We start from the raw sequence: 15,745 nt of genomic DNA, 5'->3' as shown, positions 1-15,745 counted from the left end.
ACTCACTCATAACGTAGCGCCTCCGCAGGCTGGGTGCGCGCCGCACGCCAGGCTGGATACAGGGTGGCGAGGAAACTCAGGACCAATGCCGCGCCACAGACCATCAACACGTCCTCGGCCATCAGTTGGGACGGCAGGTAGTCGATGAAATACACGTCGGCATTGAGGAACTTGTGGCCGATCAGGCCTTCGAGGGCGCAGATCGCGGCACTGACATTCAGCGCGGCGAAGATCCCCACCGCCGCACCAATGAGTGTGCCGACCACGCCGATCACACTGCCCTGGACCATGAAGATCGCCATGATCTGCCCGGGCGTGGCGCCCAGGGTGCGCAGGATCGCGATATCGCCCTTCTTGTCGTTCACCACCATCACCAGCGTCGAAATGATGTTGAATGCGGCAACCGCGACGATCAGCAGCAATAGCAGGCCGATCATGGCCTTTTCCATCTTGATCGCCTGGTACAGGTTGCCGTGGGTACGGGTCCAGTCACGGGCGTAGTAATGGTTTTCGCCCAACTGCTGGGCGATCTCCCAGGCCGTGCGCGGCGCCTGGAACAGGTCGTCGAACTTCAGCCGCAGCCCCTGGACCTGGTCCGGCTTCCAGCGGTGCAGGCGCGCCAGGTCGTCGAGGTTGGTCAGGCCCAGGTAGCCATCCAGCTCGCCGGCACCGACATGAAAGATCCCGACCACGGTGAAGCGCTTCATCCGCGGGAACATGCCCGCCGGCGTCACCGAAACCTCCGGGGCGACGAAGGTCAGCTTGTCGCCAAGGCCGACGCCAAGCTTGGTCGCGGCCTTGTCACCGATGACGATGCCGAAGCTGCCCGGCGCCAGGGCATCGAGCTGGCCCTGCTGCATGAAGCGGTCGATGATCGACACCTTGCGCTCCTGCGCCGGGTCGATGGCGTTGAGCAGCACCTTCTGCACCTGGCCGTTGTTGGTCAGCAGCCCCTGCATCTGGGTGAAGGGTGCCACGGCGGCCACCTGCGGGTTCTGCCGGACCTTGTCCGCCAGGCTCTGCCAGTCGCTGATCGGCTCGCCCGATTCGATGGTGGCGTGGGGCACCATGCCCAGCACGCGATCGCGCATTTCCCGGTCGAAGCCGTTCATCACCGACAGCACCACGATCATCACCACCACGCCCAGGGCGAGGCCGATGATCGAAGTCAGGGAGATGAAGGAGACAAAATGGTTGCGACGCTTTGCACGGGTATAACGCGTACCGATAAATACGAAGAGTGGTCTGAACATGTCGGGGGCTGGTTCGAAGGAAAAGAAGACGTCCATGTGGCGAGGGCGGGTCAGCAGCTTTACACTCAGACCATTGCCTCTGCCTTGGGTTCGCCATGTCGACATTAGATGAAGAAGATCGCCGCGAATACTACCGTATCGAGGACACGATCGCACTGGAAATCCGCCCCCTGTCCGCCGCCGACGCAGCGGGCAAGGATGTGTTGCAGGATGCGTCGCCGCTCTTCAACCTGTTGAGCGAACTGCACCTGAGCGAGTTCGAGTCGCAGCACCTGCTGCGCCAGGTCACCGAGCGCGACCGCGCCCTCTCAGCCTACCTGAAATCCCAGAACAAGCGCATCGATCTGCTGAGCCAGGTGATGGCCATGACCATCCTCGGCGAAATCGGCGAGCCGCAGTCGGTGGTCCTCTCCGAAGGCGGTATCGAGTTCGGCCATGACGTGGCCTACCCGGCCGGCACCCGACTGGCGATCAAGCTGGTGCTGATGCCGCAGGCACTGGGCCTGTTGCTGCGGGCCAAGGTCACCCATTGCGAACCGCAGAGCCTGGGCTCGTTCGAAATCGGCACCGAGTTCGAATCATTGACCGATGCCCAGCGCCAGTTGCTGGCCCGCTATATCTTGCAGAAACAGGCGCAGCAACGGCGCCTGGCCCGCGAGCAGAACGACCCCGAGGCCCATTGAGCCTCGGGTTCATCGTGCGCCCCCGATTACTTGCCGAATCATTTTTCCCTTGTAAGGAGCAGTCGTGACTCTGATTTATGGCCATCGTGGCGCCAAAGGCGAAGCGCCGGAAAACACCCTGACCAGTTTCCAGGAATGCCTCAAACACGGCGTCCGCCGCTGCGAGTTGGACTTGCACCTGTCCATGGATGGCGAACTGATGGTCATCCATGACCCGACCCTCAAACGCACCACCGACCGGCGTGGCAAGGTGGTCGAGCACACCGCCGCCGAGCTGGTGACCTACGATGCGCGCAAGGGTGGCCCCGGCTGGCTCACCGCCTGCCCGATCCCGCGCCTGGAGGAACTGTTCGAGCAGTGCGATTTCGAGCACTGGCAACTGGAGGTCAAGAGCGCCTCGCGCACCCGCGCGGCGACCACGGTACTGGCGATTCGAGAACTGGCACAGCGCTTCGGCCTGCTGGACAAGGTCACCATCACCTCCAGCTCCCGCGAAGTGCTCAAGGCCGCCCTGGAGCTGACCCCGGACCTGTCACGCGGCCTGGTGGCCGAATATGCCTGGCTCGACCCACTGAAGGTCGCCCAGAGCTATGGCTGCGAGTTCCTGGCACTGAACTGGACACTCTGCACCCCGGAACGCCTGCTCAAGGCCCAGCGTCAGGGTCTGCACGTGTCGGTGTGGACAGTCAACGAGCCGGCGCTGATGCGCAGGCTCGCCGACTTCGGCGTCGATAGCCTGATTACAGACTTTCCCGGTTTGGCCACGGCCACACTTGGGAAAGGCTGAAATCGGTCTCCCCGGCCGGCTCAGGCCACCGGCCGGAGCCGCTCAAAAAAGCCGGTTCAGGCCATCGTAGGCAGCTACCCGATAGGCTTCGGCCATGGTCGGGTAGTTGAAGGTGGTGTTGACGAAGTACTTCAGGGTGTTGTTCTCACCCGGCTGGTTCATGATCGCCTGGCCGATGTGGACGATCTCCGAAGCCTGGTAGCCGAAGCAGTGCACACCGAGCACTTCCAGGGTCTCGCGGTGGAACAGGATCTTCAGCATGCCTTGCGGCTCGCCGGCGATCTGGGCGCGGGCCATGCTCTTGAAGAATGCCTTGCCCACTTCGTACGGCACCTTGGCCTTGGTCAGCTCATGCTCGTTCTTGCCGATCGAACTGATCTCCGGAATGGTGTAGATACCGGTTGGCACATCGTTGACATACCGCCAGCTGCCGTTGTCGACGATGCTGCCCGCGGCCGAGCGGCCCTGGTCGTGGGCGGCACTGGCCAGACTCGGCCAGCCGATCACGTCGCCGGCACCGTAGATGTTCGGCTGGCAGGTACGGTAGTTCTCGTCCACCTCGATCTGGCCACGGCCGTTGACCTTGACGCCGATGTTCTCCATGCCCAGCTTGTCGGTGTTGCCGGTACGGCCGTTACACCAGAGCAAGGCGTCGGCCTTGATCTTCTTGCCCGACTTCAGGTGCAGGATCACCCCGTTGTCCAGGCCCTCGACCCGGTCGTACTCCTCGTTGTGGCGCACGGTGATGTTGTTGTTGCTGAAGTGATAGCTCAACGCCTGGGAGATTTCCGAATCGAGGAAGCTCAGCAACTGGTCACGGTTGTCCACCAGCTCGACCAGTACCCCCAGGCCACTGAAGATCGACGCGTATTCGCAACCGATCACCCCGGCACCATAGATGATCAGCTTGCGCGGAGTGTGGCCCAGGCTGAGGATGGTGTCGCTATCGTAGATACGCGGGTGGTTGAAATCGATGTCGGCCGGGCGATAGGGACGCGAGCCAGTGGCGATGATGATGTGCTTGGCCACCAGTTTTTCGACCACGCCGTTGGGGCAGACCACTTCGACGGTCTGTTCGTCGGCGAAGCTGCCGGTACCGAAGAACAGGTCGACCCGGTTGCGGGCGTAGTAGCCGGTGCGCGAGGCGACCTGCTTGGCGATCACCTTCTCGGCGCTCTTGAGCACGTCCGGGAAGGAGAACCAGCGCGGCTCGCCGATGGCCCGGAACATCGGGTTGGTGTTGAACTGCATGATCTGCCGCACGGAGTGACGCAAGGCCTTGGACGGGATGGTCCCCAGGTGGGTGCAGTTGCCACCGACCTGACGGCGGCTGTCGACCATCGCGACCTTGCGCCCTGCCTTGGCGGCGTTCATTGCCGCACCCTCTCCAGCGGGGCCGGAACCCAGTACCACTACGTCGTAGTTGTAGACAGCCATGCGTACTCCTCAGAACAGGCCGAGGCACCCCTCTGGCACCTGCGGCTAAATCACGTCGCGGCAGCGACATGAAGGATCAAATCTCGGTGTGCAGTCTATAGATGCGTGAACGCCGCGCACATTAACCCTTGGTCGCGTCGTAAGCCAGCTTTGCCTGCACTACATGTTAATGCGCAGCAGCCTTCGGCAATCTGTCAAACGCCGAATTCGTTCGTGTGACGAAAGCTTTATCGGCACGGATCACAAAAAAAGCAGCGATATCGTGTTTTTCCGCATAGTCCCAACCCCGCTCCGGGCCGAGGATCAGCAACAGCGTCGACAAGCCATCGGCCATCAGCGTCGAGGGATGAATCACCGTGACCGCCGCCAGGTCATGGGTGACCGGCGCGCCGGTCAACGCATCGAAGGTATGGGAATAGCGCTTGCCATCCTGCTCGAAATAATTGCGATAGTCACCTGAAGTGGACACCCCATAACCGTCGATGTCGACGATCCGTTGCGCGACCTGCCGATCGTCCCGCGGCGCCTCCAGGGCAACCCGCCAGGAACCGCCATCGGGCTTGCGCCCCACGGCCTTGAGCTCGCCGGTGACCTCGACGAGAAAACTGTCGATCCCCATCTGCGCCAGCCGCGTGGCAATCCGATCCACAGTGTAGCCTGCGGCAATGCTGTCGAAATCGACCTCCACCGCGGCGTCCTTGCACAAGCGTTCGCCATCGACATGCAGATGGGCATGGCCGACCCGCTGGCGGGCCGCCGCCAGTTGCGCGGCATCCGGGACCTTTTCCACACGCCCCTGCGGGCCGAAGCCCCAGAGATTCATCAGCGGTTCGACCGTCAGGTCGTAGGCACCGTCACTCGCAACGGACAGCGCCTCCCCCGTGCGCACCAGTTCGAGAATCGACGCCGGCATGACCTGGCAACGGTTGGCCGGCAGAGCATTGAAGCGGACGATGTCCGAGTCGCCGCGATAGGTCGACATCTGCCGGTCGACCTGGGCCAGGATCGCCTCGACCTCGTCCTTGACCCTGGCAGGCGCTGGCCCGCCAGCACGGCGCACATACTGGAGCGAGTAGCTGCTGCCCATGGTCGGGCCGCCAAAACGCTCCAGCGCGCCCTGCCCGTCGCAACCGCTTGATAGCGCCAGGACCGCACCCGCCAGCCATGGGCCGGGTGATCGCAGAACCATCCTGAAGAACTGAAGAGAGGGCATAGGCTCGCAGTCGGCACAATTCAGAGCTACGCATTATGCGCCAAATTAAAGCAGGCCCAGTATTCATCAGGGCAATGCATGCTTCCCACTCCCCTAAGATCCACGGCGAACGCTCTACCCCGTGGCTTATGCCATTTAGCCAGCAAGCTCGTTTTTTTGTTGCCCGACAACCTTAATACACATATCGTTACAAAACTGTTCTGCCAGCGTGTGCATGCTTGAAAGAGTCAGTAAGGACGAGCAAAACGAAGGATTGCTTATAAGACAGCCAAAGTGAGTGAATAAAAATGGCCTCGAATACGGGCAAGGGCAAGGCGATCTTTCGCGTTGTCAGCGGCAACTTCCTTGAGATGTTCGACTTCATGGTCTATGGCTTCTACGCCACGGCCATCGCTAAAACCTTCTTCCCCTCCGACAGCGCCTTCGCTTCCCTGATGCTCTCGCTGGCCACCTTTGGCGCCGGCTTCCTGATGCGTCCATTGGGGGCGATTTTCCTCGGTGCCTACATCGACCGCCACGGTCGCCGCCAGGGCCTGATCATCACCCTGGCCCTGATGGCCGCCGGTACGGTGCTGATCGCCTGCGTACCGGGCTACTCGACCCTCGGCGTCGCCGCTCCCCTGCTGGTGCTGCTGGGCCGCCTGCTGCAAGGCTTTTCCGCGGGCGTTGAACTAGGCGGCGTCTCGGTCTACCTGGCCGAGATCTCGACACCGGGCCGCAAGGGCTTCTTCGTCAGTTGGCAGTCCGCCAGCCAACAGGCCGCGGTGGTCTTCGCCGGCCTGCTGGGCGTGGGCCTGAACCACTGGCTGAGCCCCGAGCAGATGGGGGAATGGGGCTGGCGCGTACCGTTTCTGGTCGGCTGCCTGATCGTTCCGGCGATCTTCATCATCCGTCGCTCGCTGGAGGAAACGCCCGAATTCCAGGCACGCAAGCATCGCCCAACCCTGTCGGAAGTGATGCGCTCGATCGGCCAGAACTTCGGCCTGGTCCTGGCAGGCATGGCCATGGTAGTGATGACCACGGTGTCCTTCTACCTGATCACCGCCTACACCCCGACCTTCGGCAAGGCCGAACTGCACCTGTCGGATTTCGATGCTCTGCTGGTGACCGTGTGCATCGGCCTGTCGAACTTCTTCTGGTTGCCGGTGATGGGCAGCGTTTCCGACAAGATCGGCCGCAAGCCACTGCTGCTGGCGGCGACCATCCTGGCCATCCTCACCGCCTACCCGGTGCTGTCCTGGCTGGTGGCCGACCCGAGCTTCAGCCGACTGCTGATCGCCGAACTGTGGCTGTCGTTCCTCTACGGTTCGTATAACGGTGCGATGGTGGTGGCCCTGACCGAAATCATGCCGACCGAAGTGCGTACCACCGGCTTCTCCCTGGCCTACAGCCTGGCGACCGCGACCTTCGGCGGTTTCACGCCGGCGGCCTGCACCTACCTGATCCATGTACTGGACAACAAGGCGGCACCGGGCATCTGGCTCAGCGGCGCAGCGGTGCTGGGGCTGATCGCGACGCTGGTACTGTTCCGTGGCAACAAGCATGCGCTGCGCACCGCGCAGACCGCGGCGTAAGATAAGAGAAGCTTCGCGGGCAAGCCCTGCGCCTACAGGTTTGGGTCGTACATTGGATTCAGGTACGACTTCGGACTGTAGGAGCAGGGCTTGCCCGCGAAAGATGTCCTGCAAACCATCCTTGAATACGCCTCAAAAAAAACGCCCCGACAAGTCGGGGCGTTTTCATTTGCAGTCGCTTAGCGTGGGAACGCTGGCGGGTTGACCCCGGCCATGTCTTCCATCACGCGGACCACCTGGCAGCTGTAACCGAATTCGTTGTCGTACCAGACGTACAGAACAACACGATTGTCGTTGCAGATGGTCGCTTCGGCGTCGACCACACCGGCGTGGCGCGAACCGACGAAGTCGGTGGAAACCACTTCCTGCGAGTTCACGAAGTCGATCTGCTTGTGCAGGTCCGAGTGCAGCGCCATGTAGCGCAGGTACTCGTTGATCTCTTCGCGAGTGGTGGCGGTGCCCAGGTTCAGGTTCAGGATCGCCATCGACACGTTCGGCGTCGGAACGCGGATCGCGTTACCGGTCAGCTTGCCGGCCAGCTCAGGCAGGGCCTTGGCGGCAGCGGTGGCAGCGCCGGTTTCGGTGATGACCATGTTCAGCGCGGCGCTGCGGCCACGGCGATCGCCCTTGTGGAAGTTGTCGATCAGGTTCTGGTCGTTGGTGTACGAGTGAACGGTTTCAACGTGACCGTTGACGATACCGAACTTGTCGTTGACCGCCTTCAGTACCGGAACGATGGCGTTGGTGGTGCAGGACGCCGCCGAAACGATCTTGTCCTCGGCCGTGATCTCGGCATGGTTGATACCGTGCACGATGTTCTTCAGCTTGCCCTTGCCCGGCGCGGTCAGGACCACGCGGTCGATACCCGGGCAGGCCAGGTGCTGGCCCAGGCCGTCGGCGTCACGCCATACACCGGTGTTGTCCACCAGCAGGGCGTCCTTGATGCCGTACTGGGTGTAGTCCACCTCGGTCGGGTTCTTCGCGTAGATAACCTGGATCAGGTTGCCGTTGGCGGTGATGGTGTTGTTTTCCTCGTCGATGACGATGGTACCGTTGAACGAACCATGTACCGAGTCACGACGCAGCAGGCTGGCGCGCTTGGTCAGGTCGTTGTTGGCACCCTTGCGTACGACGATGGCACGCAGGCGCAGGCCGTCGCCGCCACCGGTCTTCTCGATCAGGATGCGGGCCAGCAGGCGACCGATACGACCGAAGCCGTAGAGCACCACGTCGGTACCCTTGCGGGCGGCCGCGTTCTGCTGGCCAACCACGTCGGCCAGTTCTTCACGGACGAACTGCTCGGCGCTACGGCCGTTGCCTTGTTCCTTGAATTTCACCGCCAGCTTGCCCAGGTCCACCGAAGCGGCGCCCAGCTTGAGCTCGCTCATGGCCTTGAGCAGCGGGAAAGTCTCGTGGACGGACAGTTCGGCATCGTCGCTCTGACGATGACGAGCAAAGCGGTGAGCCTTGAGAATCGCGATGACAGACTGGTTGATCAGGCTGCGGCCATAGATCGAGCTCACCACATTGTTGTTGCGGTAGAGCTGACCGATCAGCGGAATCATCGCTTCTGCAAGTGCTTCACGATCAATCCACTCACCAAGACACTGGTCGGGCTTCTGAGTCACGGGAACCTTCCACATGTAGGGGCTTAAAAAAGGGGCTACATTATGCCGCCGAGTCGCTCTGCGAGCAATGCGCGACTGTCGCCCTTCGTCACACAAAATTCCCTCGAAAAAATCACGACTCTCACGCAGGCCAGTAAACACGCGGCTTTCAGAGCGCCCTATTTTGGGGCAAAGGACATGACTTGTCTGTAACCCTCCGAAACACAGCTGCAATACCGCACTACATATTCAGGAAAAAACCACCTTTTTTTGTCATAGCCACTACATTTTCCTCGCCACGCAATAGACACAGTCTGCGACTGACAGGCGGCACCCGGGCCGTTACAATTGATGAATTTGCCGCAACGCTTGGAGCTCAACCTTCCGTGCCCGTTCTGCGTCTACCGCTACTGCCTGCCGCGACAGGCAAACAACACTGGGGCAACCTCCCCGGTGCCGCCCTGAGCCTGGCCATTGCCGAGGCTGCCAGCGCCGCCGGGCGCTTCACCCTGCTCCTGACCGCCGACAGCCAGAGCGCCGAACGGCTGGAGCAGGAGCTGAGTTTCTTCGCCCCCGATCTGCCGGTGCTGCATTTCCCGGACTGGGAAACCCTGCCCTACGACCTGTTCTCGCCGCACCAGGACATCATCTCCCAGCGTATCGCCAGCCTCTACCGGCTGCCGGAACTGGAGCATGGCGTGCTGGTGGTGCCGATCACCACCGCCCTGCACCGCCTGGCGCCGACCAAATTCCTGCTCGGCAGCAGCCTGGTGCTGGATGTCGGCCAGAAGCTGGACGTGGAGCAGATGCGCACCCGCCTGGAGGCGGCCGGCTACCGCTGCGTCGACACCGTCTACGAACACGGCGAATTCGCCGTGCGCGGCGCCCTGGTCGACCTGTTCCCGATGGGCAGCAAACTGCCCTATCGCATCGACCTGTTCGATGACGAGATCGAGACGCTGCGCACCTTCGACCCGGAAAACCAGCGCTCCATCGACAAGGTCGATTCGGTACGCCTGCTGCCGGCCAAGGAATTCCCGCTGCAGAAGGAAGCACTGATCCGCTTCAAGGCGCGCTTTCGCGAACGCTTCGACGTCGACTTCCGCCGCTGCTCGATCTTCCAGGACCTCAACAGCGGGATCACCCCCGCCGGCATCGAGTACTACCTGCCGCTGTTCTTCGAGGAAACCTCGACGCTGTTCGACTATCTGCCCCAGGACACCCAGGTATTCTCCCTGCCGGGCATCGAGCAGGCCGCGGAGAACTTCTGGAACGACGTGCGCAACCGCTACGAGGAACGCCGTATCGACCCGACCCGGCCACTGCTGCCGCCGGCCGAACTGTTCCTGCCGGTGGAAGACTGCTTCGCCCGCCTGAAGAGCTGGCCACGGGTCGTCGCCAGCCAGCAGGACGTGGAAACCGGTGTCGGCCGCGAGCGCTTCGCCGCCCGCGAGCTGCCGAACCTGGCGATCGAAGCCAAGGCCAACCAGCCGCTGGCGGCGCTCTCCGGCTTCCTCGAGCAGTTCCCCGGCCGCGTGTTGTTCACCGCCGAATCCGCCGGTCGCCGGGAAGTCCTGCTGGAACTGCTCGAACGCCTCAAGCTGCGGCCGAAAACCGTCGACAGCTGGCCGGAATTCGCCGCCGGCAAGGAACGCCTGGCGATCACCATCGCCCCGCTGGACGAGGGCCTGGTCCTCGACGACCCGGCCCTGGCCCTGATCGCCGAAAGCCCGCTGTTCGGCCAGCGCGTGATGCAGCGCCGCCGCCGGGAAAAACGCGCCGACGCCAACAACGACGCGGTGATCAAGAACCTCACCGAACTGCGCGAAGGCGCACCGGTGGTGCACATCGACCATGGCGTCGGCCGCTATCTGGGGCTGGCGACCCTGGAAATCGAAAACCAGGCCGCCGAATTCCTCACCCTGGAGTACGCGGAGGGCGCCAAACTCTACGTGCCGGTGGCCAACCTGCACCTGATCGCCCGCTATACCGGCAGCGACGATGCCCTCGCCCCGCTGCACCGCCTGGGCTCGGAAACCTGGCAGAAAGCCAAGCGCAAGGCCGCCGAACAGGTTCGCGACGTGGCGGCCGAACTGCTCGACATCTATGCCCGCCGTGCCGCCCGCGAAGGCTATGCGTTCAACGATCCGAAGGCCGACTATGCGACCTTCAGCGCCGGTTTCCCGTTCGAAGAGACGCCGGACCAGCAGAGCGCCATCGAGGCGGTACGCGCCGACATGCTGGCGGCCAAGCCGATGGATCGCCTGGTCTGCGGCGACGTCGGCTTCGGCAAGACCGAAGTGGCCATGCGCGCGGCGTTCATCGCCGTGCACGGCGGCAAGCAGGTGGCTATCCTGGTGCCGACCACCCTGCTCGCCCAGCAGCATTACAACAGCTTCCGCGACCGCTTCGCCGACTGGCCGGTGACCGTCGAGGTGATGAGCCGCTTCAAGTCCGCCAAGGAAGTCAGCGCTGCCGTCGCCGACCTCGCCGAAGGCAAGATCGACATCGTCATCGGCACCCACAAGCTGTTGCAGGACGACGTGAAGATCAAGAACCTCGGCCTGGTGATCATCGACGAGGAGCACCGTTTCGGCGTACGCCAGAAGGAACAGCTCAAGGCCCTGCGCAGCGAGGTCGACATCCTCACCCTGACCGCCACGCCGATTCCGCGCACGCTGAACATGGCCGTGTCGGGCATGCGCGACCTGTCGATCATCGCCACGCCGCCGGCGCGCCGGCTGTCGGTGCGCACCTTCGTCATGGAGCAGAACAAGAGCACGGTCAAGGAAGCGCTGCTGCGCGAGCTGCTGCGCGGCGGCCAGGTCTACTACCTGCACAACGACGTGAAGACCATCGAGAAGTGCGCCGCCGACCTCGCCGAGCTGGTGCCGGAAGCGCGCATCGGCATCGGCCACGGGCAGATGCGCGAGCGCGAACTCGAACAGGTGATGAGCGACTTCTACCACAAGCGCTTCAACGTGCTGATCGCCTCGACCATCATCGAGACCGGTATCGACGTGCCGAGCGCCAACACCATCATCATCGAGCGGGCCGACAAGTTCGGCCTGGCCCAGTTGCACCAGTTGCGCGGCCGGGTCGGACGCAGCCACCACCAGGCCTATGCCTACCTGCTGACGCCGGGTCGCCAGCAGATCACCGCCGACGCGGAGAAGCGCCTGGAGGCGATCGCCAACACCCAGGACCTGGGGGCCGGCTTCGTCCTCGCCACCAACGACCTGGAAATCCGCGGCGCCGGCGAACTGCTGGGCGACGGCCAGAGCGGGCAGATCCAGGCGGTGGGTTTCACGCTATACATGGAAATGCTCGAGCGCGCGGTGAAGGCCATCCGCAAGGGCGAACAGCCGAACCTCGACCAGCCGCTCGGTGGCGGCCCGGAGATCAACCTGCGCCTGCCGGCGCTGATCCCCGAGGACTACCTGCCGGATGTGCACGCGCGCCTGATCCTCTACAAGCGCATCGCCTCGGCGACCGACGAGGAGGGCCTCAAGGACCTGCAGGTGGAGATGATCGACCGCTTCGGCCTGTTGCCCGAGCCCACCAAGAACCTGGTGCGCCTGACCCTGCTCAAGCTGCAAGCCGAGCAACTGGGGATCAGGAAGATCGATGGCGGCCCGCAAGGCGGACGCATCGAGTTCACCGCGGACACACCGGTCGATCCGCTGGCACTGATCAAGCTGATCCAGGGGCAACCCAACCGTTACAAATTCGAAGGCGCCACGATCTTCAGGTTCATGGTGCCGATGGAGCGTGCGGAAGACCGCTTTAATACACTGGAGGCGCTGTTCGAGCGCCTCACCCCGAAATCTGCCTGATAAGGACGCCGTATGCGCCTGATCCCATCGCTGGCCGTGTTGTTGGCCCTGCTCACCCCGGCCGCCTTCGCCGACGAGCCGTACCAGGTCGAAATGATCCTGGTACGGCAGAACCTCGAACAACCCTTCCAGAGCCAGCCGGCACCGGAAGACTGGGCGCGGGGGCGAAAGCCATCACCGCCAGTGACGAGCGCACCCCCAGCCTGAACGACATGGCGGCCAAGCTCAGCGCCAGCGGCAACTACGAGGTGCTGCTGCACAAGGCCTGGCAACAGAACCTCGGCGACCAGCCGAGCGTCGTGTCGATCACCGCAGGCCAGGAGCAGTTCGGCCAGTTCCCGGTGGAAGGCACCCTGAGCCTGACCCTCAAGCGCTTCACCGAGGTGCAGGCGCAGTTCTGGGTCAACGGCTTCGACAGCAACGGCGTGGTCAATGCCAGCGAACGCCTGAACCAGACCAGCCAGACCAAGAACGGCCAGCTCAATTTCCTCGACGCCGGCCACCTCGGCCTGCTGCTCAAGGTGACCTCGCTGAACGCCTCACGCCGCGAAGCGCCGTCCCAGAACCTCGACCAGTGACCGTCCGATGCCGTCGCCCGTGACGCCTGCCATGACCAAGCCGCTCGCCCCTTCATGGGCCAGCCGCTTCAAGGAACAGAGTCTGGAGCGCGGTCGCCGCTACGCGATCGAAAACCGGGTGAGGATCGTCGAGGCGGCCGACAGCACCATCACCGCCAGTTGCGAAGGCTCTGGCGGCAACATCTACCGGCAGACCATCCATCTTCGCGAGTCGGCCAAGGGCACCCTGCTGATCGTCGACGCGACCTGCACCTGCCCGGTGCGCAGCAACTGCAAGCATACGGCGGCTGTCCTGCTGAAGGTGCAGCAGACCCTGGCCTATCCGGCCGCGGAGAAAGACGCCGAACTGCTGGAAAAGCTCCAGGCGGTGCTCGACTCGCGCCCGCCACCCCCGCCCCAGGAGCTGCTCGAGGACGTGCAGCCGGTACCACGGCTATGGCTGGCCAGTGTCGAATTCAGCGCCTTCGAGCCACGCAATGGACGCATGCAGCGCTACATCCAGCACCGCGCGGCGCTGTCCTTCAACTACCTGGGCGAGTACGCCAGCGGCCAGAAGAACGCCGACATCCTCCTGCGCCAGGAACATCGGAACCTGCGCATCCGACGCCAGCCCGAGGCGGAAAAAGCCTTTCGCGAACAGCTGCGCCTGCTCGGCTTCAAGGTCGCCACCCGGCAAAGCAAGGCCCTGCCGGAAAGCGCCGGCGAGCTGTACGAGATGGTCAACGACAGCGCCTGGCTGACCTTTACCCTCAATGAACTGCCAAACCTGCGCGAACAGGGCTGGGAATTGCAGATCGACGAAGACTTCGGCTTCGACCTCAGCCCCGTCGACGACTGGTACGCCACCGTCGACGAAGCCCCGGAACGCGACTGGTTCGACCTCGAACTGGGGATCATCGTCAATGGCGAGCGCCTGAGCCTGCTGCCGATCCTGCTCAACCTGATGCGTTCGCACACCGAACTGCTCAACCCCGAGCGACTGGCCCGACGCCGGGACGACGAACTGATCCTGGTGAACATTCCCGCCTCGCCCAGCGGCAGCCATGGCCCGCTGCAGGTGGCCCTGCCCTACGGGCGCCTCAAGCCGGTACTGAACACCCTCGGCGAGTTCTACCTGGAAGAACCCGGCACCACCACACTGCGCCTGAGCAACGCCGATGCCACCCGGCTCAACCCGCTCGACGGCCTGCCGCTGTTGTGGGAGGGCGGTGCCCAGATCCGCAGCCTGGCCGAACGACTGCGTGATATCCGCGAATACAGCGCGAGCATTCCCGAAGGCCTCAACGCCACCCTGCGCCCGTACCAGCACGAGGGCCTGAGCTGGATGCAGTCGCTGCGGCAACTGGAGGTCGGTGGAATCCTTGCCGACGACATGGGCCTGGGCAAGACCCTGCAGACCCTGGCCCACATCCTCAGCGAAAAGAACGCCGGTCGCCTCGACCGTCCGTGCATGGTGGTGATGCCCACCAGCCTGATCCCCAACTGGCTCGACGAGGCCGCGCATTTCACGCCGCAGCTCAAGGTCCTGGCGCTCTATGGTGCAGCGCGCAAGAAGCATTTCGAACGGCTGGGTGAGTACGACCTGATTCTCACCACCTACGCCCTGCTGCCCAAGGACATCGACACGCTCAAGGCCCAGCCACTGCACGTGCTGGTGCTCGATGAAGCGCAATACATCAAGAACCCCGGGAGCAAGGCCGCCCAGGCGACCCGCGAACTCGAGGCGCGGCAACGCCTGTGCCTGAGCGGCACGCCGCTGGAGAACCACCTGGGCGAACTCTGGTCACTGTTCCACTTCCTGCTGCCGGGCTGGCTGGGCGATGCCAAAAGCTTCAATCGCGACTACCGCGTGCCCATCGAGAAACATGCCAGCGAAGTTCGCCTGCAACACCTGAACGGACGGATCAAACCGTTCCTGCTGCGCCGCACCAAGGAACAGGTGGCCACCGAACTGCCGCCCAAGACCGAGATCATCCACTGGGTCGAACTCAACGAGGCGCAACGCGACGTCTACGAGACCATGCGCCTGGCCATGGACAAGAAGGTCCGCGACGAAATCACCCGCAAGGGTGTGGCGCGCAGCCAGATCATCATCCTCGAGGCGCTGCTCAAGCTGCGCCAGGTCTGCTGCGACCTGCGCCTGGTCAGCGACGCCACGCCACCGACCCGCGGCAGCGCCTCCGGCAAGCTCGACAGCCTGATGGAAATGCTCGAGGAACTGTTCGCCGAGGGCCGACGGATCCTGCTGTTCTCGCAGTTCACCTCGATGCTGTCACTGATCGAGGCCGAGCTGAAGAAACGCCATATCGCCTACGGCCTGCTGACCGGCCAGACGCGGGACCGACGCGCGCCGGTGAAGGACTTCCAGAGCGGCAAGCTGCAGATCTTTCTCATCAGCCTCAAGGCCGGTGGCGTCGGCCTGAACCTGACCGAAGCCGACACCGTGATCCACTACGACCCGTGGTGGAATCCGGCGGCGGAAAACCAGGCGACCGATCGGGCGTACCGGATCGGCCAGGAAAAGCCGGTTTTCGTCTACAAGATGATTGCCCGGGGTACGGTCGAGGAAAAGATCCAGCACCTGCAACAGGAAAAATCCGACCTGGCCGCCGGCGTGCTCGACGGGCGCCAGGCCGGCGACTGGCAGTTGCAGAACGAGGATATCGAGGCGCTGTTCGCGCCGTTGCCGGACAAGAAAGCCGGGCGTTGACGTCCTTTAAAAGCTTCGCGGGCAAGCCCGGCTCCTACAGATTCGTGCCCTACACCTATCCGATGTA

At 63.3% G+C, this 15,745-nt stretch carries 9 protein-coding genes and 1 pseudogene; 6 read left to right on the top strand and 4 right to left on the bottom strand.

The window, feature by feature from the left end; translation table 11 throughout:
- Window positions 1–2: 2 nt before the first annotated feature.
- Window positions 3–1,253 carry a lipoprotein-releasing ABC transporter permease subunit gene (locus tag ACZ5KU_RS09500; protein ID WP_464737062.1) on the bottom strand — a complete coding sequence of 417 codons (1,251 nt, stop codon included), beginning with the start codon at window positions 1,251–1,253 and terminating at the stop codon, window positions 3–5.
- Window positions 1,254–1,348: 95 nt separating this feature from the next.
- Here ACZ5KU_RS09500 and ACZ5KU_RS09495 point away from each other — a divergent pair, with 95 nt between their 5' ends.
- Complete coding sequence (locus tag ACZ5KU_RS09495; protein WP_054060448.1) at window positions 1,349–1,936, top strand: PilZ domain-containing protein; 588 nt, start codon at window positions 1,349–1,351, stop codon at window positions 1,934–1,936.
- Between the two features lie 64 nt (window positions 1,937–2,000).
- Window positions 2,001–2,723 carry a glycerophosphodiester phosphodiesterase gene (locus ACZ5KU_RS09490; RefSeq protein ID WP_054060447.1) on the top strand — a complete coding sequence of 241 codons (723 nt, stop codon included), beginning with the start codon at window positions 2,001–2,003 and terminating at the stop codon, window positions 2,721–2,723.
- A gap of 42 nt (window positions 2,724–2,765) precedes the next feature.
- Here ACZ5KU_RS09490 and sthA read toward each other — a convergent pair whose 3' ends face one another.
- Together sthA and ACZ5KU_RS09480 are read right to left on the bottom strand one after the other, a co-directional pair.
- Complete coding sequence (gene sthA, locus ACZ5KU_RS09485; protein ID WP_054060446.1) at window positions 2,766–4,160, bottom strand: Si-specific NAD(P)(+) transhydrogenase; 1,395 nt, start codon at window positions 4,158–4,160, stop codon at window positions 2,766–2,768.
- Window positions 4,161–4,326: 166 nt separating this feature from the next.
- Window positions 4,327–5,349: an FAD:protein FMN transferase gene (locus tag ACZ5KU_RS09480; RefSeq protein WP_152974440.1), complete on the bottom strand. Its 1,023-nt coding sequence runs from the start codon at window positions 5,347–5,349 to the stop codon at window positions 4,327–4,329.
- Window positions 5,350–5,660: 311 nt separating this feature from the next.
- Here ACZ5KU_RS09480 and tcuC point away from each other — a divergent pair, with 311 nt between their 5' ends.
- A complete protein-coding gene (gene tcuC / locus ACZ5KU_RS09475; RefSeq protein WP_017906674.1) occupies window positions 5,661–6,947 on the top strand; it encodes an MFS transporter in 1,287 nt (428 codons plus the stop codon).
- A gap of 179 nt (window positions 6,948–7,126) precedes the next feature.
- On the opposite strand, the gene ACZ5KU_RS09470 is transcribed toward tcuC, so the two are convergent.
- On the bottom strand, window positions 7,127–8,590 hold the full coding sequence (locus ACZ5KU_RS09470) for a glyceraldehyde-3-phosphate dehydrogenase (RefSeq protein ID WP_054057095.1): 1,464 nt from the start codon (window positions 8,588–8,590) through the stop codon (window positions 7,127–7,129).
- 350 nt (window positions 8,591–8,940) lie between these two features.
- Between ACZ5KU_RS09470 and mfd the strand changes: the two genes are divergently transcribed.
- The 3 genes and pseudogenes from mfd to ACZ5KU_RS09455 all read left to right on the top strand — a co-directional run bounded on the left by mfd (window position 8,941) and on the right by ACZ5KU_RS09455 (window position 15,678).
- Window positions 8,941–12,390 (top strand): transcription-repair coupling factor, encoded by a 3,450-nt coding sequence (mfd, locus tag ACZ5KU_RS09465; protein ID WP_464737061.1) that lies wholly within the window; start codon window positions 8,941–8,943, stop codon window positions 12,388–12,390.
- 12 nt (window positions 12,391–12,402) lie between these two features.
- Window positions 12,403–12,968, top strand: a pseudogene (locus tag ACZ5KU_RS09460) (CsiV family protein).
- A gap of 31 nt (window positions 12,969–12,999) precedes the next feature.
- Entirely contained in the window at window positions 13,000–15,678 is a 2,679-nt protein-coding gene (locus ACZ5KU_RS09455) for a DEAD/DEAH box helicase (protein WP_416772508.1), read from the top strand.
- Window positions 15,679–15,745: the final 67 nt, after the last annotated feature.

The organism is Pseudomonas sp. Tof1 (assembly GCF_055390395.1).
Note: the sequence above shows the minus strand (reverse complement) of the source record. Positions and strands in the feature narration are given on the sequence as shown.

Coding starts and splice junctions, on each gene's coding strand:
- ACZ5KU_RS09500 (WP_464737062.1), bottom strand. CDS start 1,253: ATGTTCAGACCACTCTTCGTATTTATCGGTACGCGTTATACCCGTGCA.
- ACZ5KU_RS09495 (WP_054060448.1), top strand. CDS start 1,349: ATGTCGACATTAGATGAAGAAGATCGCCGCGAATACTACCGTATCGAG.
- sthA (WP_054060446.1), bottom strand. CDS start 4,160: ATGGCTGTCTACAACTACGACGTAGTGGTACTGGGTTCCGGCCCCGCT.
- ACZ5KU_RS09480 (WP_152974440.1), bottom strand. CDS start 5,349: ATGGTTCTGCGATCACCCGGCCCATGGCTGGCGGGTGCGGTCCTGGCG.
- tcuC (WP_017906674.1), top strand. CDS start 5,661: ATGGCCTCGAATACGGGCAAGGGCAAGGCGATCTTTCGCGTTGTCAGC.
- ACZ5KU_RS09470 (WP_054057095.1), bottom strand. CDS start 8,590: ATGTGGAAGGTTCCCGTGACTCAGAAGCCCGACCAGTGTCTTGGTGAG.
- ACZ5KU_RS09455 (WP_416772508.1), top strand. CDS start 13,000: ATGACCAAGCCGCTCGCCCCTTCATGGGCCAGCCGCTTCAAGGAACAG.